At 62.4% G+C, this 21,814-nt stretch carries 18 protein-coding genes; 8 read left to right on the top strand and 10 right to left on the bottom strand.

From position 1 onward, the window contains the following. Positions 1-37 precede the first annotated feature (37 nt). From PHAMO_RS11370 to PHAMO_RS11340, 7 genes are read left to right on the top strand one after another with little or no spacing between them, the layout of a single operon-like run. Positions 38-2,242 (top strand): phage head spike fiber domain-containing protein, encoded by a 2,205-nt coding sequence (locus PHAMO_RS11370; protein ID WP_002729514.1) that lies wholly within the window; start codon positions 38-40, stop codon positions 2,240-2,242. Between the two features lie 5 nt (positions 2,243-2,247). Then, positions 2,248-2,487, top strand: a complete 240-nt coding sequence (locus PHAMO_RS11365) for a hypothetical protein (RefSeq protein WP_040566881.1) — start codon at positions 2,248-2,250, stop codon at positions 2,485-2,487. Positions 2,488-2,513: 26 nt separating this feature from the next. After that, complete coding sequence (locus PHAMO_RS11360) at positions 2,514-2,828, top strand: hypothetical protein (RefSeq protein WP_002729507.1); 315 nt, start codon at positions 2,514-2,516, stop codon at positions 2,826-2,828. Further along, positions 2,825-4,312, top strand: a complete 1,488-nt coding sequence (gene terL / locus PHAMO_RS11355; RefSeq protein ID WP_040566879.1) for a phage terminase large subunit — start codon at positions 2,825-2,827, stop codon at positions 4,310-4,312. The genes PHAMO_RS11360 and terL overlap by 4 nt, the downstream gene beginning before the upstream one ends. A 22-nt stretch (positions 4,313-4,334) precedes the next feature. Beyond that, complete coding sequence (locus tag PHAMO_RS11350; RefSeq protein ID WP_002729503.1) at positions 4,335-4,634, top strand: hypothetical protein; 300 nt, start codon at positions 4,335-4,337, stop codon at positions 4,632-4,634. A gap of 10 nt (positions 4,635-4,644) precedes the next feature. Then, positions 4,645-5,163, top strand: coding sequence for a 3TM-type holin (locus PHAMO_RS11345; RefSeq protein ID WP_002729501.1), 519 nt, complete (start codon positions 4,645-4,647; stop codon positions 5,161-5,163). Between the two features lie 28 nt (positions 5,164-5,191). Then, entirely contained in the window at positions 5,192-5,614 is a 423-nt protein-coding gene (locus PHAMO_RS11340) for a hypothetical protein (protein ID WP_002729499.1), read from the top strand. A gap of 8 nt (positions 5,615-5,622) precedes the next feature. On the opposite strand, the gene PHAMO_RS11335 is transcribed toward PHAMO_RS11340, so the two are convergent. From PHAMO_RS11335 to fliF, 9 genes are all read right to left on the bottom strand, one after another. Continuing rightward, entirely contained in the window at positions 5,623-7,320 is a 1,698-nt protein-coding gene (locus PHAMO_RS11335; RefSeq protein WP_002729497.1) for a hypothetical protein, read from the bottom strand. 3 nt (positions 7,321-7,323) lie between these two features. Next, positions 7,324-8,121, bottom strand: a complete 798-nt coding sequence (locus PHAMO_RS11330) for a MinD/ParA family protein (protein ID WP_002729496.1) — start codon at positions 8,119-8,121, stop codon at positions 7,324-7,326. Further along, complete coding sequence (locus tag PHAMO_RS11325; RefSeq protein ID WP_002729494.1) at positions 8,121-9,134, bottom strand: flagellar biosynthesis protein FlhF; 1,014 nt, start codon at positions 9,132-9,134, stop codon at positions 8,121-8,123. Before PHAMO_RS11325 ends, PHAMO_RS11330 begins: the two co-directional genes overlap by 1 nt. A 40-nt stretch (positions 9,135-9,174) precedes the next feature. Beyond that, on the bottom strand, positions 9,175-11,289 hold the full coding sequence (flhA, locus tag PHAMO_RS11320) for a flagellar biosynthesis protein FlhA (RefSeq protein WP_002729491.1): 2,115 nt from the start codon (positions 11,287-11,289) through the stop codon (positions 9,175-9,177). Between the two features lie 12 nt (positions 11,290-11,301). Next, complete coding sequence (gene flbD, locus PHAMO_RS11315) at positions 11,302-12,678, bottom strand: sigma-54-dependent transcriptional regulator FlbD (RefSeq protein WP_002729489.1); 1,377 nt, start codon at positions 12,676-12,678, stop codon at positions 11,302-11,304. 29 nt (positions 12,679-12,707) lie between these two features. Next, entirely contained in the window at positions 12,708-13,037 is a 330-nt protein-coding gene (gene fliN / locus PHAMO_RS11310) for a flagellar motor switch protein FliN (protein ID WP_002729486.1), read from the bottom strand. Positions 13,038-13,150: 113 nt separating this feature from the next. Then, positions 13,151-13,855 carry a FliH/SctL family protein gene (locus PHAMO_RS11305; RefSeq protein ID WP_040566877.1) on the bottom strand — a complete coding sequence of 235 codons (705 nt, stop codon included), beginning with the start codon at positions 13,853-13,855 and terminating at the stop codon, positions 13,151-13,153. Positions 13,856-13,888: 33 nt separating this feature from the next. Continuing rightward, positions 13,889-14,908, bottom strand: a complete 1,020-nt coding sequence (gene fliG, locus PHAMO_RS11300) for a flagellar motor switch protein FliG (protein ID WP_002729483.1) — start codon at positions 14,906-14,908, stop codon at positions 13,889-13,891. A 42-nt stretch (positions 14,909-14,950) separates the two neighbouring features. After that, on the bottom strand, positions 14,951-16,633 hold the full coding sequence (gene fliF / locus PHAMO_RS11295) for a flagellar basal-body MS-ring/collar protein FliF (protein ID WP_002729481.1): 1,683 nt from the start codon (positions 16,631-16,633) through the stop codon (positions 14,951-14,953). Positions 16,634-16,774: 141 nt separating this feature from the next. Between fliF and PHAMO_RS11290 the strand changes: the two genes are divergently transcribed. After that, positions 16,775-18,274 (top strand): DnaJ domain-containing protein, encoded by a 1,500-nt coding sequence (locus tag PHAMO_RS11290; RefSeq protein WP_002729479.1) that lies wholly within the window; start codon positions 16,775-16,777, stop codon positions 18,272-18,274. A gap of 11 nt (positions 18,275-18,285) precedes the next feature. On the opposite strand, the gene PHAMO_RS11285 is transcribed toward PHAMO_RS11290, so the two are convergent. Beyond that, entirely contained in the window at positions 18,286-21,723 is a 3,438-nt protein-coding gene (locus PHAMO_RS11285) for an FAD-dependent oxidoreductase (RefSeq protein ID WP_002729476.1), read from the bottom strand. Positions 21,724-21,814 lie beyond the last annotated feature (91 nt).

The raw sequence follows: 21,814 nt of genomic DNA, 5'->3' as shown, positions 1-21,814 counted from the left end.
GTTCCGGGATTCTCTATTCGCCAAGGATTCAAACGCCATGACTGGACATATCCAGGTCGGCGATGCCTCGCCGCGCGCGCAATACGTGGCTAATGGCAGCCAGACCGTTTTTCCCTATCCCTTTCCGATCTTTGCCGCCGCCGATATCGAGGTGTGGGTCGGCGCGGCCCGTCAGGGCGCGTCGGCTTATTCCGTTTCCGGCGCTGGTACATCCGAGGGCGGCTCCGTCGCTTTTGTCGCCGCTCCATCCGCAGGGACCATTGTTACCCTGCGCCGCCGCCTGACATTGCGGCGTACCAGCGATTTCCACGATGACGGCATCATCCGCGCCAAAGTAGTCAACGACGAGTTCGACTACCAAACGATGTCAGTCCAACAAGTGGCCGAGGATGTCGGTCGCGCCGTCAAACGCGCCCATACCAGCAGTTCGACCGCTGATCTGACCCTGCCCGAGCCGATGCCTGGGCGCGCCATCAAATGGAATTCCGCCGCTACCGGTCTGGAAAATTCCGTCACCGATGTCGATCAGATGCTGACCCAGGCTACGCTTCGGGCCACGGAAGCGTGTGCCAGCGCTCAGACAGCTTCCGCCTCGGCGGCGACGGCGACGGCTCGGGCCTCCGAGGCGATAAATGCCGCCGTCACGGCAACCGCTGCTGCGGCCAGTGCTGTCTCTGCCGTGGGATTTTCGCTTGATGCCGATCCGGTCATGGCGGCAGCCAGCGACAAGCGTGTGGCGACGCAGCGGGCGGTAAAAGCCTACGCCGACAGTGCCGCCACCATCGCCGGTGTCGCGGCGAAGAGCTATGCCGATGCCAGCACCGCCTGGGCCATGGAGGTGGCCGCAACGTCTCTTTCGGCGGCGATGACGCCGGTTCTAGGGCAGATCGCGCTGTCTAACCTGCGTCAGTTGCTGAATACGGGGGTGAGCACCGGCGCTCTGGTTCAGGGCAAGCAATGGGAACTTTCCACCGATGAGTGGGCCAGCGGATCAAGCGGATATAGCTTTGCGCCGGGTGCTATTCCTTATTACAGCGCAGGCGTCGAGTCTTATGGACCGAATATTTGTTCTGGTGGGGTCGCGATTTCCAGTGGCGATTACAGCGGAACGTCCGCGTCGTGTGCTTTCGACGGCAACGCTTCGTCATGGTGGGGCAGTGCTCAGGGTGCCCCTGCTGGTGTTGCGTATATCGGCTATAATTTCGGTGCCACGGCGCGACGCATTGGAAAGATCATGCTCACGCAGCCGCCTTCTAACAACAACATCTCAAGCGTGATCGTGCAGAAATGGGACGGTTTTTCTTGGGTTGATGTGTCAACGATCGCTCTTGAACCTAAGGTCTCAACCCCTCAGACACTCCGCCTTCCTCCTGGACTGGCCTCTACGCAGTGGAGAGTTCTGGCTAATTCGAATGCCTCGGTCGCCAATTCTCCCTGGGCTGTCTATGAAATCCAGATGATGGAAGCGCTTACGCTGTCAAATGCCACGTTAGTCTCGTCTGCCCCGATCCCTGTCTCCACCCCTCCGGCTTATGCATCGCTCTATGCGCTGTATAAGGACGACAGCATTGTTACCAACCTGCTGACCTATTCAGAGCAGTTTGAAGATCCGTCCTACATAAAATACGGAACCTGCACGGTGACGTCGAATGTGGACGGTACGTTGGCTGATAGACTTTCTAATATATCTTCTTATTCGAACAGAATGTTGAAGTTGTCAGCAATCCCAGGAAACGGCATGTACACGCTGTCTTTCTGGGCAAAATCAAATGGAGGTGGGGTTAATATCGCCGCCACTCTGATCGACAACACTGGAGGTAATAATGTAAATTTCTACACTCTGACGCCGGATTGGCAGAGATATACGGTGAGTATATTTGTCGTTGGCAATACCGCACCCTTCGAGATTTGGGGCGAAGCCGGAACAACGTCGTTTGATCTCTGGGGGGCACAACTCAACGCCGGAACGGTTGCCCCTTATATTTATACCGGACCCTCCCCCGTGTCTGGACCGGCCTCTCTGCTCGGTACCGACCTGACCGTCGAGTTGTCACGCGACGGCGGCACGACGTGGAGTCCGGCGACGATCACACCGATGGTGAGTTTTGACGGCACCTATACGGTGTTGCGTGCCCGCGCCAAGCTGAGTGATCAGCCTAGCGGCACCGCACTGATGGCTCGCGTCAAAATCCTCAATTCCAAGGCCCAGCGCATCGCCGCTCCGGCCCTCTATGCGGAGTGACCGATATGGCCCCATGGATTGCCGATTTAATTGCGTCTGTCGAGACCGCGCTGACCGCGCAGCAGCTTGATCCGTCTGACGTGGCGTATGTCACGAAGCGCCGCATCGCCTATGAACTCCGTTGGCCGGTTCGCCGTCAGATGGAGGCCCATCTCGACGCCGCCAATGGCAGCGATGCGACAATCGAGACGATGAAGGCCGAGTTCGCCGAGATCAAGGCGCACCCCTTCTTCGCAAAGCCCTAGGCTTCAAGAGCATTAAGGAGAGAGCGATGGCCGAGGATCTTGCCGGTTTGCGCCGGCGGCTCGCGCTGGTTCTGCCCGATCGCATCGCGGCGGCGGTCACTGGATACGAGACCTTCGTTATGACGCCGCCTCCCGATGACGCCAAGGGATTTGCCGCATGGCACGCCGCCGCCAAGGCCGCGTTGGCCCATGTCGATTCGCTGGTCAAGCTGGCCCGCTGGGCCGAAGGGGGGACCGTCTCCATCGGGGAAACCGATGGAATCGAAGGATTGTTGGCTCGTGCCCGTGCCGCTTTGGCCGGGCTGGAGGATGAGGACGACGAATGTGGGGACGGGGAATGAGTGCCGTCGATTTTCCTGAATTCGTTTTGATGTGGAACGAGCGTCAGGGACTGGGAACGCCGCGTCATCAGATCAGGATGGCGCGGTGGCTGGCTGAACGCCGCTACTGGAAGGACCGCGATCTGTTGCTGATGGCGTTCCGCTCCAGCGGCAAATCAACGGTGGTCGGCCTTTATTGCGCCTGGCTGCTGTGGACCGACCCTAACCTCAGGATCATGGTGCTGGCCGCCGACCTTGCCTTGGCGAAAAAGATGGTGCGCAACGTCAAGCGAATCGTAGAGCGCCATCCGCTGACCCAGGGATTAAAGCCGAAGCGGCGCGATCAGTGGGCGGCCGATCAATTCACCGTCAACCGGCCGGGCGAGTTGCGCGACCCGTCGATGGTGGCGCGGGGTATCGGTGCCAACATCACCGGGTCGCGTGCTGAAATCGTGATTTGTGACGACGTTGAGGTGCCAAACACTTGCGATACCGCACCCAAGCGGGCCGATTTGCGCGAGCGGTTGGCCGAGATCGATTACGTGATGGTGCCGGGGGGAACCCAGCTTTATGTCGGGACGCCGCATAGTTTCTATACGATCTATGCCGACACCGCCCGGTTGGAGGCCGGGGAATCGCGGCCGTTCCTCGACTCGTTTCATCGTCTGGAAATACCGCTGATCGACAGCGCCGGGCGTAGCGCTTGGCCCGAGCGCTTTCCTCTCGACCGGATTGCCCAATTGCGCAAGCGGTCGGGTCCGAACAAGTTCGACAGCCAGATGATGTTGCGCCCGGTCAACATCGCCGACGGCAGACTCGATCCAGACCGACTCCGGCTGTACGAGTCCGAGTTGGTTTATGCCGAGGGGAATGGGGTTCCGCTGCTGACTCTGGGCGGCAAGCGGATGGTCTCGGCCTCGTGTTGGTGGGACCCGGCCTATGGCGCTCCCGGCAAGGGCGATGCCTCGGTGGTGGCGGCGATCTTCACTGACGAAGAGGGCGGCTATTGGCTGCATCGCGTCCGCTATCTCGAACATGACCCGGCGCGGTGCGACGACACCGACGAAGCCAGCCAGCTTTGTCGTCAGGTTGCCAACTTCGCCGCCGAATTGCATCTCCCCGCGGTTCAGTTGGAGACCAATGGATTGGGTCGCTTTCTGCCCGGTTTGCTGCGGCGCGAGATCGCCCGGTCGGGGTTGTCCTGCGCCGTGGTCGAGACAGCCTCGAAGCGGGCCAAGGACCAGCGGATCGTCGATGCTTTTGACGCTGTTCTCGCTGCCGGGGCACTCCACGCCCACCGCAGTGTGTGGGACACCCCCTTTATCGCCGAAATGCGGGAATGGTTGCCGGGTGGCAAGGGACGGGACGACGGACTCGATGCCGTTGCCGGATGCTTGCTGTCTCAGCCGGTGCGGCTGGGACGGCGGCGGTCGGCCGCGCCTCCCCGCGCCGATTGGCGTCCTGGCGGGGGTGCTCTGCAAGCTCACACCGATTTCGAACTCTGAGGCCCGAAGGAGCCGTGCTGCGATGGATCATACTCTTCTCGACCCCGGTTGGTGGGTTACCGCGATCGAACTGCCCGTGATCGGGGCGATGGCGTTGCTGCTTTGGCGGTCGCGCCAGGAGTGGGACAGTCGGATCGACGACCTGGAACGGCGCTTCGACCTCGGTTTGGGCCAAATGCGCGAGGCTCTGGCCGCCTACAAGCTGGAGGTGGCGAAAAGCTATGCCACCACCGGCTATTTGAAGGATGTCGAGCGTCGTCTGACCGAGCATCTGGTTCGGATCGAAGCCAAGCTGGATGCGGTCCAGACCGGCCAGAGATAGGAGAGCCGCGATGGACCCGATCTCAATCGCCCTCGGTCTGGCCCAGTTTGTTCCCGGTCTGATCCGTTGGGTGAGTGGCGACGACCAGTCCAAGGTGGCAAAGGTTGCCGATACCGCGATTTCCGTTGCCCGCGAGGTCACCGGCAAGGATAGCGGCGCTGCTGCCTTGGCCGCGATCAAGGCCGATCCCAATCTGGCCTTGGCGCTGCAAAAAGCCTGGATGGTTCACGATCTGGCTTTAGCCCGCGAGGAAAGCCGTCAACTGGCCGAGATCAACGCAACGATGCGTGTCGAGGCCGTCAGCTCCGATGCCTATGTCCGACGTTGGCGGCCGACCTTTGGTTATGCCGTCGCTCTGACCTGGACCGCGACGATGGGAGCGGTGTCGTGGGCGATCATCGATCAGCCCGCTCAAGCGCCGACGATTATCACTGCCCTGGTCAACACCTCGCCGATTTGGGGTATCGCCCTCGGCGTTCTGGGTGTCTCGGTGGTCAAGCGTTCCCAGGACAAGAAAAACCGCGTTTAGCTCTCTTAGAGAAAAGGATCAGGCTCCCATGTCTGGATTTACCAATATCATCCCTGCCGCGTTGTCGCTGGCCGGGAGCGTTACTCAGGCTCAAAGCGCGTCCTCTTCCGCTAAGGCGCGGGCGCAGCAGGTCGCCGTTCAGAACCAAATGATCGAATCCGACCGCCAAGCCCAAGCGACGGAGCGACGGGACCTGCTCGCTCGCCAGCAGGCGACCCAGCGGGCCAAGATGGCCTCTTGGGGCGTTGGTGGCGAAGGGGGATCGTCCGATGCCCTGTTGGGCGGCTTGTCTCAGCGGAGCGATAGTGATCTTGCCGCGCTCAACCGAAGCGCGGCCCTGCGCACCGAACGCAATCAGATCAGCCTGCTGGATGACGACGGAAGATCCAGCGCTTCCGCGCTGAATATGGCGAAGAGCAGCTATAAGGTGTTTAGCAGCTTTTACGATTAGAGGTCGGATTAAACCATCAGGCAGGTTGCGGCGGTGGCGCTGGGCGGCAATTCGACGAAGGGCCGCCCAGACTGGAACGACACCCCGCCCTTGATCCCGGTCAGTTGGGCGCAATCGCCGAAGATTCCGGTGATATCGCGGCAGATCGTATGGTCGAGTGGTAGATGCGTGCGAACGATCAGGTCAAAGCGCTTGCTTTCGCGCAGCACCAGCCCGTCGAACTGAATCCGGCCCAACCGGCTCATCTGGACTTCGAGAATAAAGCGCTTTTCGCCGCCGCCGCTCTGGCGTTTTTTCTCGTCTTCCGGCGGGGTTTGGACATGGAGACGGATTGGATCGATCTGTGCCCCGTTGAGGAAGGGCATCGTCAGGGTCTGCCATTCCCCCGTCTTGCCGCGCGGCTGGGTCGATTCCTCGCTTAAGGCACTGAGGTCCCCCCGCAATCGTTCCGCCAGATCATGTCGTCCGATCTTGTCCAATCCGCGTTGAGTCGACTCGCCGCCGGGCAGGCGGGAGTCGCCATTGCGTACCGAGGCGGCAAAGCGCATCAGGACCGCCGCCAATCGTGGCCCTGCTTGGGGAAGATCCCGAATCAGCTGCTCGGCGGCTTGAAGATCGTCTCTCGTCAACAGGTTGATTGCTTCGGACAGGGCGGGCCAGCCGCCGGTTCCCAGTCCGGGCGCCAGTGGCAATGGCGCTGGAAGCGGTGGCACGGGCATTCCCACGACCTCCAGCCAGACCATTCCGCCGACTGGCAGTGACAGGCCGGCGGGCAGAGAGAGCAGACCGGCGGCGGTCTGCACCTGCGCGCCGCCGCCTGGAATAGGGGCTGTCAGCACCCGGCCGGTCAAGATAACGGGGGCGGTGGCTGATCTCGCATCCGCTGCCGCTAACGCCTGTCCGGGCGATGCCGGCATTGAATTCGTGCCGGGGAGGCTGCGTTCGGGGGGGATACCACCGTCCGCAGCGGGGCGCGCTTCAATGAAACGGAGATGAAGCTGGGTGCCGGGAGCAAGATTGGTCCAGGCGGACGGTACAGTGAAGGGGGCGACGGCAAGAGAAGGGGCTGTGCCGACAGATGGTGCGGTGCCGGCCGTCGGGCTTTGGGGCGGTGAAACACCGCCGGAGCCGTTCGGCGGAACCGCTCGCCCCGGACGTAATACCGTCGCGGTCAAGCCGGGCAGACCGTCCGCCAGCAGAACCGGACCGGCTGAGGGGGCGGTCGCACCGGCCGCGCGCCCGCTGCTTATTCCCGCGTTTTGTTCTGTCACGGTTCCGGTCGAAGACGGTACGCCTCCGCCTGTGGTCGCGGAGGGGACAGGGAGACCGGCTCCGCCTGGCCCGCCCCCTGCCAGCGTGGCGGCTGGGGTGCCTGCGGTGGCGCGTCCATTGACAGCGGCCAGCCGGAGGACGAAGCCGTCATTCTGCGGCTGAAATTGGAAGGTGAGGGTGGCACCGGGACCGACAGAAAATCCGGGCGGAATCTTGAGGTCGAGGAAAGAGCCGTTGGGGAGTGCGATCTTGGCGGCCGATCGCGGCTGGCCGGTGATGGCGGCGAGGATTCCGTCCACCGTCGTCGATCCCGCTGCTGCCAGCCGGGCGACCGCTTCGGCGGTTTCTGCGTCTGCCGGACTCATCACAGTCGCCGGAACCGGCGATGACGCCGCCGTGGTCGGTGCTGTCGGCGGCAGGACGCTATCCACCATTTCCTATCTCGTGCTGACCAGACGCTCGACAATCGCCTCGACATCGGCGGCGGCTTCGGCGTTGGGGGATCGGGTCATGATCGGAGTCTGGTTGCGGATCGCCTCGCGGACCTTGAGATCGCGGCGGATGACTCCGGCCAGCGGTGGCGAGATCTTTAGAAAGCCCTCACACGCCTTCAGCAGGGTACTGTAAATCCGCTCGCCCTCGCGCGTTGAGTTTGCCATGTTGACCACGACACGCAGATCGCTGCCCGGCCGCTCCATGCTGGTGACCTTGATGAAGGCGTAGGCGTCGGTTAGAGAGGTCGGCTCGTCAGTGGTCACCACCATGATCGTTCCTGCCGATTGCGAAAAGGTGCGGATCGACTTTTCCACTCCGGCCCCCAGATCGACCACCACCCGGTCATAGCCGCCCGACAGCGTTACCAGATCGTCGCCCAACATCTGGAGCCGAGACAGAGGGATATTGGCCAGCGTGCCCGAGCCAGAACGCCCGGCGATGACGTCGAAACCACCGGCACCGAAGGCGACCGCCGCCTGATTGAGTGTCATCCGCCCGGCGACGACGCTGCCCAAATCGGCTTTCGGCATCAGGCCGAGTTGGATATCGACATTGGCAAGCCCCAAATCACCGTCGAACAGCAGGATTTTCTGACCGGCGCGGGCCAAAGCGTGCGACAGGGTGATGGCAAACCAAGTTTTGCCCACTCCTCCCTTGCCCGAGGCGACGGCGATGATGTTCCGCCCCTTGGCTCGAACTGTCGGGTGTGGCGCGAGGGTGGGAGCGTCGGGCGTGCTCATTATGCGGATGCCTCGGTCCAGAATGTTTCGTCTTGTGTAGCGTCGGCGTCGGCGTCGGCAGCGGCAGGTGGCGGCGGCATAATCAGCCGGGCCAAAGAAATTGCGGAGATAGATGACAGGCCCGAGGCGACATGTGGGCTGGCCGAGACGTCACACAGGGCCAATTGTCCGGCCTCTGCGCCGGCCAGAATCGCGCCCAGACGGCGGGTGGTGTCAAGCCGGGTGGCGAACAGTCGGGTCGCCCCGGTGGCGGCAAAGGATTCGGCGATCTCGCCCGCTTCGATCGCATCGCTTCCAGCGGCCAGGACAAGAATCGGTTCAACGTCGGCTGCTTCGATCAGGCTTTGTAGATAGTCCATATCACTGGGTCTGAACGCGTTGAGGCCCGGCGAGTCGATCAGGGTCAGATCGAATCGTCCCTGCGAGTTCTCGACGGCGCGGGCCAGCGAATCCGGCCCTCGTGTCCGCACCAGCTCGATTTCCAGAATCGAGGTGAAAGCGGCCAATTGTTCGATTGCTCCGGCGCGGATATTGTCGCAGGTGATGACCCCTACGCGCCGCTGCTTCAACACCGAGCGGGCCGCCAATTTGGCGACCGTCACACTTTTTCCCGATCCGTTCGGCCCGACCAGTATGAAGGGGCGCGGGGCGGAATGTTCCGGCAGATGGGCGAAGGTGAATCCGGCTTCCAGCGCGGCGGAGCAGGCCTGAATCGGATCGGAGATTTCGGCGGCACGGGCGGCATTGACGAGCCGTTCGATCAGACGTGGTGGCGTACCGTGTTCGGTCAGTGCCGCCCGGATCGCATCTGCGGCGGCCGAACCGTCGCTTTCCCCCAGCATTTCGGCGACGGCGAGATCGGCGTCAACTGATTCCAGCGCGGCGGTGATCCGCACACCCTTGGTTCCTGCGGCCCGCTGTGTTGAGACGATGATGGCATTGTCGCCCAGTTCGGAGCGGACCATTTCCATCGCCTCGGACATAGTCGCCGCGGTGAAGGATTTCAGCCGCATCGGCGTGCCCTCCGTCTAGGGTTTTGACTCCGCTTTGTCATCATATCTGCCCCAGTGTCTTGATACGGGCCTTGGGGTGAATTTCCGACTGCCCCATCACCACCGTCATCGGGCGAAACCGCTCGATGATCGAGCGGACATAGGGACGTACCATCGGGCTGGTCAGCAGTACCGGGGTCTCGCCTTGCATCGCAAAGCGCTCGAAGGTCTGGCGGACCCGGCCGATGAAATCCTGCAATTGCGTCGGTGCCATCGAGATTTGCTTTTCCTCGCCCGCTCCGACCAGGGATTCGGCAAAAGCCTGTTCCCATTCTGGCGACAGGGTCAGCAACGGAATGAAGCCCTGCGGCCCGCAATTGGAATCCGAAATCTGACGGGCAAGACGCGAGCGGACATGCTCGGTGATCATGGTGATGTTACGGGTATGGCCGCAGGCTTCGGCAATGCCTTCGAGAATGGTCGGCAGGTCGCGGATCGACACGCGTTCACCCAGCAGGTTTTGCAACACGCGTTGCAAGCCGCCAACCGTCATCTGGGTCGGAATCAGCTCGGCCACCAGCTTCTGTTGCTCTTTATCGAGATCGTCGAGCAGCTTCTGCGTTTCGGCGTGGCTGAGGAGTTCGGACATGTTGTCCTTCACCACCTCGGTCAAGTGGGTGGTGATTACCGTCGGCGGATCGACCACGGTATAGCCTCGGAACAACGCTTCTTCGCGTGCCGCCGGGTCGATCCACATCGCCGGAAGGCCAAAGGTCGGTTCGCGCGTTTTTTCTCCCGGCAGTAAGATGTCTTCGCCGCGCGGGTCCATGATCAGCAGCATATTGGGGCGCAAATCGCCCCGTCCGGCCTCGACTTCCTTGATATGGACGACATAGGTGTTGGCTGGGAGCTGCATGTTGTCCTGAATGCGGACGCTGGGCATCACGAAGCCCATTTCGGTCGCGACGGCCCGGCGCAGCGACTTGATCTGGTCGGTCAGGCGCTGGCCTTTGGGATTGTTGATCAACTGGAGCAGGCCATAGCCCAGTTCCAGCCGGATCAAATCGATCCTCAGCGCGGTTGAAATCGGTTCCTCGGGCACCGGAGCCTGTTGCAATGCCTGCTCGGCCTGAATCTGGACTTCTTTTTCGCTGATCGCCCGCTTGCGTCGGTCGAGGAAAAATGCAGCCGTTCCCATCCCCCCAGCCAGTACCGCGAACGGCAGGAACGGCATTCCAGGTACCAGCGCCATCATCATCATCAGCCCCGCCGCCATACCCACCGCACGGGGATAGCCCGCCAACTGGGCGAACAGCGCCTTATCGACTGATTCCTGGATGCCCGCCTTGGTTACCAGCATGCCGGCGGCGACCGAGACAATCAGCGCCGGAACCTGGGTTACCAGGCCGTCGCCCACCGTCAGCTTGGTGTAGATGTCGGCGGCCTGGGCAAAGGTCAGCCCGTTCTGGGCCATCCCGATCACCATTCCGGCGACGATGTTGATCGCGGTGATCAACAGACCGGCAACAGCGTCGCCCCGGACGAATTTCGACGCACCGTCCATTGCGCCGAAGAAGGCTGATTCCTGCTCCAACTCGGATCGGCGCTTGCGTGCGGTCGGCTCGTCGCACAACCCCGCCGACAGATCGGCGTCGATCGCCATCTGTTTGCCCGGCATCGCGTCGAGGGTGAAGCGTGCCGCGACTTCGGCGATACGGGTCGAACCCTTGGTGATGACGACGAAATTGACGATCACCAGGATTGCAAAGACGATGATGCCAATGACGAAATTGCCGCTCATGATGAAGCTGGAGAACGCGGCGATAACTTGCCCCGCGCCCTCGACTCCTTCATGGCCGTGCGAGAGGATCAGCCGGGTCGAGGCCAGATTCAAAGCCAGTCGGATCAGGGTGGTGATCAGCAGGACTGTCGGGAAGGCACTGAATTGTAGTGGCTTCTCGATAAAGATCGCCACCATCAGAATCAAAACGGAAATCGTGATCGACAGTGACAGGCCGACGTCCAGTGCCCAGGCCGGCAGCGGCAGGATCAGAACCGTCAGGATCAACATGACGCCGGCGGCCAGGGCGACGTCGCCCCGGCGCATCGCCGCGCCCAACCGTCCGAACGCCTGCCGTGTCGCCAGGGTTCCGCTTACCGCGTCGCCTTCGGCCATCGTCTTGTTTCCTTACAACGCGGCGCGGTCGGGTTCACCGCCCGCGGGCGGTGGCACAGGAACGCCGTCGTCGGCGTACTGCTTCAGCTTGTTGCGCAGCGTGCGAATCGAGATTCCCAGGATATTGGCGGCGTGGGTCCGGTTGCCGAGATAGGCGTTTAACGTATCGAGAATCAGGTCGCGTTCGACCTCGGCCACGGTCTTGCCGACCAGACCGGTCGGGCTGACCGCCGTGACCGATGCCGCCGCCGCCGTCGCCTGGGCAACCACCGGATCGGGATTGGTGCCGACCGGCCCCCCCGACAACAAGATCGCCTCGGCCCCGATCTCGGAGCCTTGCGCCAGCAGAACGGCCCGATGCATGCAGTTTTCCAATTCACGGACATTGCCGCGCCAGGAATGACGGATTAGCATCTGCCGCCCCTCGGCGGACAGCGCGCGGTAGGGCAGGCCGTTGGCCTCGCTGTAGCGCTTGATGAAGTGATCGGCCAGTACGGTGATGTCGAGCGGACGCTCGCGCAAGGACGGCAGGGCCAGTGTCACGACGTTCAGACGGTAGTAAAGATCCTCGCGGAAGGTGCCCTTGCGCACTTCTTCTTCCATCTGGCGGTTCGAGGTGGCGAGGATGCGGACATCGACTTTTACCGGCTGGCTGCCTCCAACGCGGTCGATTTCCTTCTCCTGGAGCACGCGCAGCAACTTGGATTGCAGCCGCACGTCCATCTCGGAGATTTCATCGAGCAGCAATGTGCCGCCGTTGGCTTCCTCGAACTTACCGATCCGTCGGGCCACCGCGCCGGTAAACGCGCCCTTCTCATGACCGAATAACTCTGATTCCAACAGATTTTCCGGGATCGCGGCACAATTGACCGCGACAAAGCGCTTGTCGGCGCGGCGGCTTTTCTTGTGGATGAAACGGGCAACCAGTTCCTTGCCGGTGCCGGATTCACCGGTAATCATGATGGAGGCGTCGGAATTGGCGACCTGTTCGGCCAACTTCAACGTCTGGGACATCCGCGGGTCCTTGAAGACGATGTTGTGGCTTTCCTGGGTTACCGCCGCGATCACGGCCGCGATCAATTCTGCGTCTGGAGGTAGTGGAATGTACTCTTTAGCTCCCGCTTTAATGGCGCGCACCGCCGCCGAGGCGTCCGTGGCAATGCCGCATGCGACCACCGGCACCACAATCCGCTCTGCTTCCAGTGAATCGATCAGGGTACGGATGTCGCATTTGACATCGATCATCACCAGATCGGCACCCTGACCGCGCAGTTCTTCAAGTCCCGCCTCTAAGGTGACGACATGTCGGACCTTCGCCCCTCGCGCCATGGCGATCTGGCTGGCGGCACCGATCTGCCCGTCCAGGGTGCCAATGATGAGAAGTCGCATCTGGTCGCTCTCCCTCCTCAAGCCACCGCTCAGGCGCGGTCGGTCTTGATGATTTCCGTCATTGTCACGCCCAGGCGGTCTTCGACTACGACCACCTCGCCACGTGCCACCAGTCGGTTGTTGACATAAATGTCGATCGCTTCACCGACCTTGCGGTCCAGTTCGACCACCGCGCCGCGCCCCAGCTTCAGAAGCTGGTTGACCTGCATTGTCGATTTTCCCAGCACCGCCGAGACCTGCACCGGGATGTCGTACACCGCCTCCAGATCGCGGGCCGAACGCGGGCTGTCGGGTACGTCTCCACGCTGTTGATGGTCGTCACCCTCGGACTTCAGATCGTTCAACTCGAAATCAGGCATTTTGTCCTCCGCGTCCGGCCCTGGGCCGGGAACCCCATCATCTGGTTTATATTGCTGTCAATCGCTGGGTGCCACTCTGCGGGCGTCGTTACCCTTGGTTTGGCCCCGGTCCCTTAATCCACGGCATCGGCGGTGCCCGATGTCCGTTCCGGTGGGGCCAGGGCACGTTCGACCGCAGCTTCGATGTCGGCGATCAGGCGGGCCTGATCGCGTTCGGCCCCGCCATCGGTCCATTCCACCCGACAATCGCCGGGGGGCAGGCGGGGATCGGCCTGAACCACGACCCGCCCCTCGAATCCATGCTGTCCGGCCTGACTTTCCAGCCGTTCCCGTACCGGATCGACCAGACTGGGGACAACGCGGACGATGATTCGAGGCTCGTCCAGAACGTGTGAGAAGCAATCGAGGACGGTTCGAACGATCTCCTCGAAAGCATTGGTCTCGCAGGTGGCGGGTAAAATCTTACGCAATACCGCCATCGCCACGCGGGACGCGACCCGTTGGGCTTCGTCGGCGGAGTTGGCCTCGGCTTCCCTTAACGCGCTTAATCCGCTCGCCAGCATCGCCATCGCGTCGGCCATTTGCCGTTCCGTCGAGAGGATTGCTTCGTCCAATCCGCTGCGGCGTCCTTCCTCGAAGGCGGATTCGCGCACCAATTGCAAATCCTCCTCGGTGAAGGTCGGCGGTGGCGGCACGATCTCGACCGGCGGCGGGGCAGGGTCGGGCATTACAATTTCGGCATCCGCCTCCACGCGTTGTCGCGTGTCGCCACCGGGCGGATCGAAATTGAGGTCAAACATGTACTTTCTATAGGCCATTTATTTTACGGTCCCTCAAACGCCGGGCGCTCATTAATAGACCAGTTCGTCTTCCTCGCGGCCTTCCGAGATCACGATCTGGTTCGAGGCGGCCAGTTCCTTGGCCATGACGACGATCGCCGACTGGGCCTGATCGACGTCGCGCAGGCGAACCGGCCCCAGCGCCTCCATGTCTTCCCTCAGCATCTTGCCCGCGCGTTCGGACATGTTCTTGAAGAACAGTTCCTTGACCCCTTCGGCCCCGCCCTTCAGCGCAATCGCCAGCTTGTCCTTCTCGACCGAGCGCAGCAGAACCTGGATGCCGGCGGAATCGATCCGGATCAGGTCGTCGAAGGTGAACATCAGCGCCTTGATCTTTTCCGCGCTCTCGCGGTTGCGCTCTTCGAGGGCGCTCATGAAGCGGTTTTCGGTGTTGCGGTCGAGGTTATTGAAGATGTCGGCCATCAATTCATGCGAATCGCGCCGCTGGGTACGGGCAAGGTTGGTCATGAACTCGGTGCGCAGGGTTTTCTCGACGCCATCCAGAACTTCCTTCTGCACGGCTTCCATCCGCAGCATGCGCATGATCACTTCCATCGCGAAATTCTCAGGCAGAACGCCCAAAACGCGCGAAGCGTGGTCGGCCTTGATCTTCGACAGGACCACCGCCACCGTCTGCGGGTATTCGTTCTTCAGATAATTGGCCAGCACCTGCTCGCTGACATTGCCCAGCTTGTCCCACATCGTGCGTCCGGCGGGACCACGGATTTCCTCCATGATCGAATTGACGCGATCACGGGGCAGGGCCTTCATCAGCAACCGCTCGGTGGTATCGAACGATCCGGTCAGCGATCCGGTCGAAGACAGTGCGTCGGCGAATTCAACGAACACCCGTTCGACCAGATTGGCGGACACCGTGCCCAGGCTGGCCATGATCTGGGACAGTTCCTTGATCTCGTCGTCGCCCATCATGCTGAAGAGCTTGGCCGAATGCTCTTCGTTCAGGGACAGCATGAACATCGCCGCCTTCTGCGGGCCGGTCAGACTGCGGTAATCTTCCTTCATGCGGGCCATGGATTGGGCGCTCCGTTAGAACTCGTCCGATCGAGGACCGGGTTAATTTTCCTGGTAAAGCCAGCTGCGAATGATCGACAGGGCTTCTTCGGGGTGTTTCTCGACGATTTCACCGATTTTACGGATCGACGACGCCTTGACGCGGCCTTCAACTTTGTCGATGTCGATCAGTTCGTCGGCGATCACTTCTTCTTCCTCGCCCAGGCCGGGCGCGGCCAGGGCGACGGCACCGGGGCCGGTCAATTGCGGCATGCCGCCGCCTTCGGCGGTCAACAGGCGGCGGCCGTCGGGACCAACCTGACCCTGCATCGATTCGATGGCGCGGCTGATCAGCGGACGCAGCACCAGCAGCAGGAACAGGATGGCGACGATCGACAGGCCCAGGTTCGAGGCGATCTTCTCAACGAAGTCGCGGCGCATGCCGAAGATGAACTCACTCGGATCTTCGATCTGGTCGAGTTCCTCGCCTTTGTAGAACGCCATCGAGGCGACCTTGACCTGATCCTCTCGATCCTTGGAGAAACCGATGGCGGATTTAACCAACGCCTCGATCTGAGCCATCTCCTCGGGGGTGCGTTCGCGATAGGTGGATTGCTTGCCGTCAGCCGACTTCTCGCGGACGCCATCGACCAACACGGCCGCCGAGACCTTGCGCACTTCGCCGATCTCGCGGACGGTATTCTTGGTCTTCTTTGAAATCTCGTAATTGACGGTTTCCTGGTTCTTGCTCGATTTGCTCGACGATCTCAGGTTGCCGTTGGCGCTGGCATTGGGATCGGGCAGGTTCTGCTGCACCGTGACCGGAGTCGGCTCGGCATCCTGGCTTTGCTCACCTTCGTTGATGGTGACCTGCGACCGGACCACCTTGGTCTCTGGATCGTAGGATTCCTCGGTGGTGACGGCCCGGCTCATGTCCATCTCGACATTGACCTCGGCGCGGACCCGACCGGGGCCAAGCGAGCGTTCCAGCAGATCCTCGATGGTCTTGACCAGCCGGGCTTCGTAATTCAGACGCATCTCCTCGGCGGTCTGGGCGAGGTATTCCTGGCTGTTATCGAAGCCTTTGGCCAGCAGGGTTCCCTTGTCATCGACGATCGAAATTCGCGACGGCTTCATCTTGGGAACGGCGGCGGCGATCAGATGCTGGATAGCCAGAACCTGTCCTTTTTCCAGCCGCTGGTTCCCCTGCATCTTCAGGATGACCGATGCCGACGGCTCCTGTGTATCGCGGGAGAATGCCTCTCGCTTGGGCAGGACGAGATGGACGCGGGCCGCCTTAACCTTATCGATCGAACGGATCGTCTTGGCCAATTCGCCTTCCATGGCGCGGACCATCGTCATGTTCTGCTGGAAGCTGGTGGTGCCGAACGCGTCCTGTTTATCGAACAGTTCATAGCCCGCCATGCGTCCACCGCTAGGCAGCGCCTGTTCAGCCATTCGCACCCGAAGGTCGAGCTTGCGGTCCTTGGGCACCCAGATTTCGGTGCCCTCCTTCCTTAGCTCGTAAGGAACCTTCTCGGTGGTCAGGCGCTCGATGATCTGCTTCGAATCCGACAGATCGAGATCGCCATAGAGAAGTTCCATCTGCGGTGCGGCGACGCGGCTCATCAGATAGATGAAAAAGCCGAGGACGCTGATGCCCACCCCAGCGATGGCCGCCAGGCGCATCGGCCCGAGACCCCGCAGCATTTGCAGAAATGCGTTCACTTCGACTCCATACGCCATGCAGGCCAGCCAAGGGGAGGCTATGCCCTGTGCGCTGAAAAGAAAGTTAACATCACCCGGCAAATCTTGCCCAGTTTGGACGCTTTTTTCTCGGCACGGCCGTTGCTAGACATTTTAAGCGGTTCTGGAGCAAAATCGGTAATGACCACGCTGGCACGCGATCCGAAAGGGTATTACGCGGTCCTGGGCCTCGATCCCGGCGCCGATGCGGAGGAAATTCGCGCCGCCTATCGGCAACGGGTTAAGGTGGTTCATCCTGATCGCGATCCGTCCACCCGCGCCCGCGAAGAATTCCGCCGTTTGATAGAAGCCTACGCCGTGCTGAAGGACGTGATCCGCCGTGCCGAATACGACAGCGGAATGCCCTACGAGGCTGGGGACGAGGGCGATTTCACTCCGCTTCCCGTTGCCTGCGGGACCTGCGGCAGTCTGACTGCCCAGCCGCGCTATGTGGTGTTCCGCACCGTTCGCTCATACCTTATTTGGGTAAAGCTGGGACATCTGGACGGAATTTTCTGCCGGGATTGCGCCGACCATGCCGCCGCCAAGGCCTCGATTGTGTCGTGGCTGTGGGGGTGGTGGTCGTTGCCCGGACTGGTCCTGACTCCGTTGGCTCTGCTGGCCAATTTGTTTGGTGGGATTAAGCCTCGGCGTGAGAACACCCGTATCTTGTTGCGTCAAGCCCGCGCCTTTCTTGGGCGTGGCGATCTTGTTCTGGCCCGTTCTTTGGTTGAACAGGCGGAGAGCTTTGCTCGTTCACCCGAAGATCAGGCTCGGATCGCGGCGCTGCTGCGCGCGACCGATGGGGCCGCCTTTGGTCACCGCCGCCGTCTGAAAAGTCGCTGGAGACCCGGCGGTCGGGTGTTTTTGGCCCAGGCTTTGCCGCTGCTTGCCCTGCCGGTCACGATTGCGATTTTCGCCCTGATCGTGACCCGGCTGTGGGATCGGCCGGCTTCGACCGTTTCCCCAATCGCGATCCAGCCCGCGACGGTGGGAGAAATCCGTCACGTTGCCGTCGATGGTCTTAAACTGCGGATGGCTCCGCTGCCGGGCGCGCCGGTTTTAACTCTGCTCGATCGCTTCACGACCGTAGAGGTCAGCACCTCAACCGATAATCCCGATTGGGTTGGAGTGCGCAGCCCCGCCGGGATCGAAGGCTATGTCGAGACAAGGGCGCTGTATGCCGGATCGGGGGCACGGTTCAAAACCGAATGGTGCACAGACAACCGTGGTCCTCCCCCCATCGCCGGAGAGATTTTGTCGCGCCGGGTCAGCGGAGACCACCGCCTTCTGCTCCATAACGATGGCCGTCGCGACGGGGTAGTCAAGCTGAAGACTCTGTCGGGAAGCACGGTTCTGTCGGTCTATGTTCCTGCCACCTTTCATATCGGCGTCGGCGGTATTCCTGACGGTACCTACCGGATCGAATACGCGACCGGAGCACGCTATTCGCGCGGTTGCGCTCTGTTCATCGACGGGATGCAGGCTTCGGTGCTGCCGATGACCGTTACCTTTCATTACCAATCGGCGACGGCGAACCGTTCGCTGACTCATATCGCCGAGGTCTGGCTGTCGCCGCAATCGAATGCCGGGCCTCGGCCCTTGCCATTGCCGCCCGACCGCTTCGCTTCCGATGATTAGAAGATCTGCGATTACATCGAACGTAGTCCCGCCTGCTTCAGGCACAGATCGGTCCAGGCCCGGCCCAGCCGTTCCGCCGCCGAATTTTGCGTCAGCCGGTCGTTGAGGCTTTCGAAGTCAACCCGGTCGAGCGGCTGGTCCTGATCCGCGCAGGTGAAGACGAAATGGACCTCGCCGGTATCGGGGTCGGTGTGGCGTTGCAGACACTGGGCGCAGATTTCCTTTAGCATGCATTGCATCGGGGCGTTGATCGAGCCGATCCCGGTGTGGCCGCGCTTCAGCCATGGTGCCAGCCGGTCGTGACGGGCCTGGGCCACTGCTGCCATCATCCGGTCAGATCCGATCGCGATGACCCGATCGACCGAGGCGAGCGAGAGTGCGGTCTCGCCCAGACGACCCTGACCATACGCCTCGATCGCATCGACGATGGTGCCGACAAAGCTTAGGTCTCCGGCCCGTCTGGCGGGCAGAGGCGCGCCGGAATCAACGCACCACACCACTTTATCGGCGGCGGCTTCGATCTCGGTCTGCTTGAAGCAATCGACGGCTTTCTTGTATCCGGCAAAGTAGAGCACCCGCGATCCGGCGGCGCGGAAGGCGCTGCCGATCGAAAACAGCACGGCATTGCCGAGGCCGCCGCCAGCCAGAAGAACTGTTTCGGTCCCGCAAACATGCGTGGGGGCTCCGGTCGGCCCCATCAGCACCACCGGCTCGCCGGGGTGGAGCGAGGCGACCAGATCGGACGAGCCACCCATCTCCAGCACCACCATCCCGACCAGTCCGGCTTCGGCATCGACCCAGGCACCGGTCAGCGCCAGCCCCTCCATCGCCAGCCGATGCGCCGTGGTCTTTCCTTCCGGTCGTTCGTAATTCTGCAACCTGAAGAACTGGCCGGGACGGAAAGCCCGCGCGGCGGCGGGGGCGTGTACGACCAGTTCGACGATTGTCGGGGTCAGGCGCGAGACCGCATGGACTGTCGGCCGCAGATCGGACTCAAGTCGGGCGAACAGCGCGGCGGGTGGGACGGTCGGAGCGGGCAGGCGGGTCATCGCCTGTGTTACCAGCGGATAGCCTTGCTTGGCCGAGGCCATCGCCGAGACGACGTTGCCGGCATAGGAAGGGTGCAGGTCGCCGAAAAAGCTGACCCGCCCCTCGCGGCCTTCGATCCGCATCAGCACAGCCGGTGTCGCCGGTTTGGGGCGTGGTTCGGGGGTGACGTCTTGGCCATCGGGATCGACCGCCTGGAAATAGCGTCCGTCGAGTGCGAATCCGTCGAACTCGCGGGCCAGGGCGGTGTTGGGAACGGTCCCCGCCGCGATCAGCACGGTACGGGCGGAAACAAAGCGGGTGTTGCCCTCTCCATCGCGGACGGTCAGTCCCCGCGCCGCTCCGTTCTCGTCGGTCTCTATCGCCAGTGGAGTCAGGTGTTCGGCGAAGCGGATGCCTTCCTCCAGGGCGTGGGAAACCTCGTCGCGATTGCGCCAGGCCGGGCTGTCGGCCAGTCCGCGCCGGTACAGCACGGTCGCTCCGCCCCAGCCTTGCAGCAGTTCCAGCAGCCGGAGGGGGCGTCCTTCGGCCGCCGCCGCCGCCCGTTCGGCCCGGATGGCGCGGGCGTGCGTGATGAATTCATCCGCGATGGAGCGGTCGAGTCCGGGCCAATCCGCCAGCGCCGTGACGCCGCCGGCTGCCTCGGTCAGCGCCTCGACCCGGCAGAGGAACTTCTCGACCTGGACCGGGTAATAGGCCAGCGCCTCGGTGGCGGAATCAATCGCGGTCAGGCCCCCGCCGATCACCGCGACCGGCAGGCGCAGTTGCAGGTTGGCCAGACTGGTGGCGCGGGCGGCTCCGGTCAGTTGCAACGTCATCAGGAAGTCCGAGGCGAGCCGTACTCCCCGCGCCAGCCCTCCCGGCAGATCGGGCAGGGTGGGGCGACCGGCTCCCATCGCCAGGGCGACGTGATCGAAGCCCATCTCCAGGGCGGAGTCGAGGGTAACCGCGCCGCCGAAACGGACTCCGCTATACAGCGCGAAGCCGTCCCGCCGCTCCAGCAGCAAACGGATCAGGTCGAGGAAATTCTTGTCCCAGCGGACGGTGATGCCGTATTCGGCGACGCCGCCGAATCCGCCGGGGATACGCTCGCCCAGGCGTTGCCACAAAGCGCGGATATCGCGCACGGGCTGGAACGGCACCCGACGACCATCGGGCGCGATGCCGGACAAAGCGGGATCGAGCGGTTCGATCTTCAGTCCGTCGATCGCGGCGACGGCGTGGCCATCTTGCAGCAGGTGATGGGCCAGGGTATAGCCCGCCGGTCCCAGTCCGACCACCAGAACCGAGCGTCCGCTGGCCGGGCGCGGCAGAGGTCGGGACAGATTAAGCGGGTTCCACCGGGTCAGCAGCGCATAGATCTCGAAGCCCCAGGGCAGGTCGAGCACATCGCGCAGAGTCCGGGTTTCGACGGTGGGGGTATCGACCGGATCGCGGCCCTGGCTGCCATAGATGCAGGCATCCATGCAGGCGTTGCAGATGCGGTGTCCGGTCCCGGCCACCATCGGGTTGTCGATGGTGATCACCCCCAACGCGGCGAGCGACAGACCCGCGCTCTTGACCTCATGCAGTTCGGAGATCTTCTGATCGAGCGGGCAGCCCGACCGTTCGATTCCGCCGCGCAGAAGGCCCGAACGACAGGAATCGCGGCCCTGATGATGGCAGCCGATGCAGTAATGCGACTGGTCCAGCGCTGTGGCCATTCCAGCACCGGAATCGGTGAGATCAAAGCCGTCGCGTTGTCGCCACGCTTCGGGCCGCGCTTCCCACGTCGCGCAGCCGCTTGCGTCGATCCGCCGTGCCGTGGCCGGTGCGTTGGGATCGCGTTTGCCGGGCAGGCGGAACAGGATGCTGTCGGAATGGGGAAGCCGGGCGGTGGCGGCCAATTTCGCCGCCGCCAGCCGGATCGCCAGCGCCAGATCATCGCCGTGCGCGCCCTCGTCATCCATCCAGCTCAGGACATGGCGGGCAAAGCCCAGTTCGTCGAACGGTTCTCCCACACGGGTTTCGTAGGCGGCGGTCAGGGCACCGAGATCTAACGCGGCGGCATCTTCGGGCGTCAGGGCGCGCGCGGCCCGGCGCTGGACGAACTGGCGCTTGGCCATGAACAACGGCGCCAGAGCGTGCTGCCGGTCGGCCAAAATCGCCGCCTCGGCGCGGATACCGAACAGGTCGGTCAGGAAGTCGTCGAGATGCGGGGCCAGGGCGAGGATCAGGGCGGATTCGGCGGCCCGCTCGGGCGGGTGGGCGCGCGCGGATGTCAGACGGTCCGCCAGTGCCGGATCTGTCTGCGCCAGCAAATCGAGAAAAGCCTGGTCGAGGCGCTCCAAACCATCGGCGCGGTAAAGGTCGGCAAAGGCGAGGCCATGGCCAAGAGGAGGCAACGATACGTCCGAAGTCATATAAACTCCTGCCAAGACCGTTGTCCGGTTCAGAGTAACACCTCATTAACCGGCGGCTGTCACCTTCGACGGTGGGGAAGGGCTGTGACCG

Origin of the sequence: Magnetospirillum molischianum DSM 120, assembly GCF_000294655.1 — a bacterium.
GTDB classification, from domain to species: domain Bacteria; phylum Pseudomonadota; class Alphaproteobacteria; order Rhodospirillales; family Magnetospirillaceae; genus Phaeospirillum; species Phaeospirillum molischianum.
This window is presented reverse-complemented; position numbering and strand designations above follow the sequence as displayed.

Excerpts from the sequence above, each read along its gene's own strand:
- PHAMO_RS11370 (WP_002729514.1), top strand. The coding sequence starts at position 38 with ATGACTGGACATATCCAGGTCGGCGATGCCTCGCCGCGCGCGCAATAC.
- PHAMO_RS11365 (WP_040566881.1), top strand. The coding sequence starts at position 2,248 with ATGGCCCCATGGATTGCCGATTTAATTGCGTCTGTCGAGACCGCGCTG.
- PHAMO_RS11360 (WP_002729507.1), top strand. The coding sequence starts at position 2,514 with ATGGCCGAGGATCTTGCCGGTTTGCGCCGGCGGCTCGCGCTGGTTCTG.
- terL (WP_040566879.1), top strand. The coding sequence starts at position 2,825 with ATGAGTGCCGTCGATTTTCCTGAATTCGTTTTGATGTGGAACGAGCGT.
- PHAMO_RS11350 (WP_002729503.1), top strand. The coding sequence starts at position 4,335 with ATGGATCATACTCTTCTCGACCCCGGTTGGTGGGTTACCGCGATCGAA.
- PHAMO_RS11345 (WP_002729501.1), top strand. The coding sequence starts at position 4,645 with ATGGACCCGATCTCAATCGCCCTCGGTCTGGCCCAGTTTGTTCCCGGT.
- PHAMO_RS11340 (WP_002729499.1), top strand. The coding sequence starts at position 5,192 with ATGTCTGGATTTACCAATATCATCCCTGCCGCGTTGTCGCTGGCCGGG.
- PHAMO_RS11335 (WP_002729497.1), bottom strand. The coding sequence starts at position 7,320 with ATGGTGGATAGCGTCCTGCCGCCGACAGCACCGACCACGGCGGCGTCA.
- PHAMO_RS11330 (WP_002729496.1), bottom strand. The coding sequence starts at position 8,121 with ATGAGCACGCCCGACGCTCCCACCCTCGCGCCACACCCGACAGTTCGA.
- PHAMO_RS11325 (WP_002729494.1), bottom strand. The coding sequence starts at position 9,134 with ATGCGGCTGAAATCCTTCACCGCGGCGACTATGTCCGAGGCGATGGAA.
- flhA (WP_002729491.1), bottom strand. The coding sequence starts at position 11,289 with ATGGCCGAAGGCGACGCGGTAAGCGGAACCCTGGCGACACGGCAGGCG.
- flbD (WP_002729489.1), bottom strand. The coding sequence starts at position 12,678 with ATGCGACTTCTCATCATTGGCACCCTGGACGGGCAGATCGGTGCCGCC.
- fliN (WP_002729486.1), bottom strand. The coding sequence starts at position 13,037 with ATGCCTGATTTCGAGTTGAACGATCTGAAGTCCGAGGGTGACGACCAT.
- PHAMO_RS11305 (WP_040566877.1), bottom strand. The coding sequence starts at position 13,855 with ATGGCCTATAGAAAGTACATGTTTGACCTCAATTTCGATCCGCCCGGT.
- fliG (WP_002729483.1), bottom strand. The coding sequence starts at position 14,908 with ATGGCCCGCATGAAGGAAGATTACCGCAGTCTGACCGGCCCGCAGAAG.
- fliF (WP_002729481.1), bottom strand. The coding sequence starts at position 16,633 with ATGGCGTATGGAGTCGAAGTGAACGCATTTCTGCAAATGCTGCGGGGT.
- PHAMO_RS11290 (WP_002729479.1), top strand. The coding sequence starts at position 16,775 with ATGACCACGCTGGCACGCGATCCGAAAGGGTATTACGCGGTCCTGGGC.
- PHAMO_RS11285 (WP_002729476.1), bottom strand. The coding sequence starts at position 21,723 with ATGACTTCGGACGTATCGTTGCCTCCTCTTGGCCATGGCCTCGCCTTT.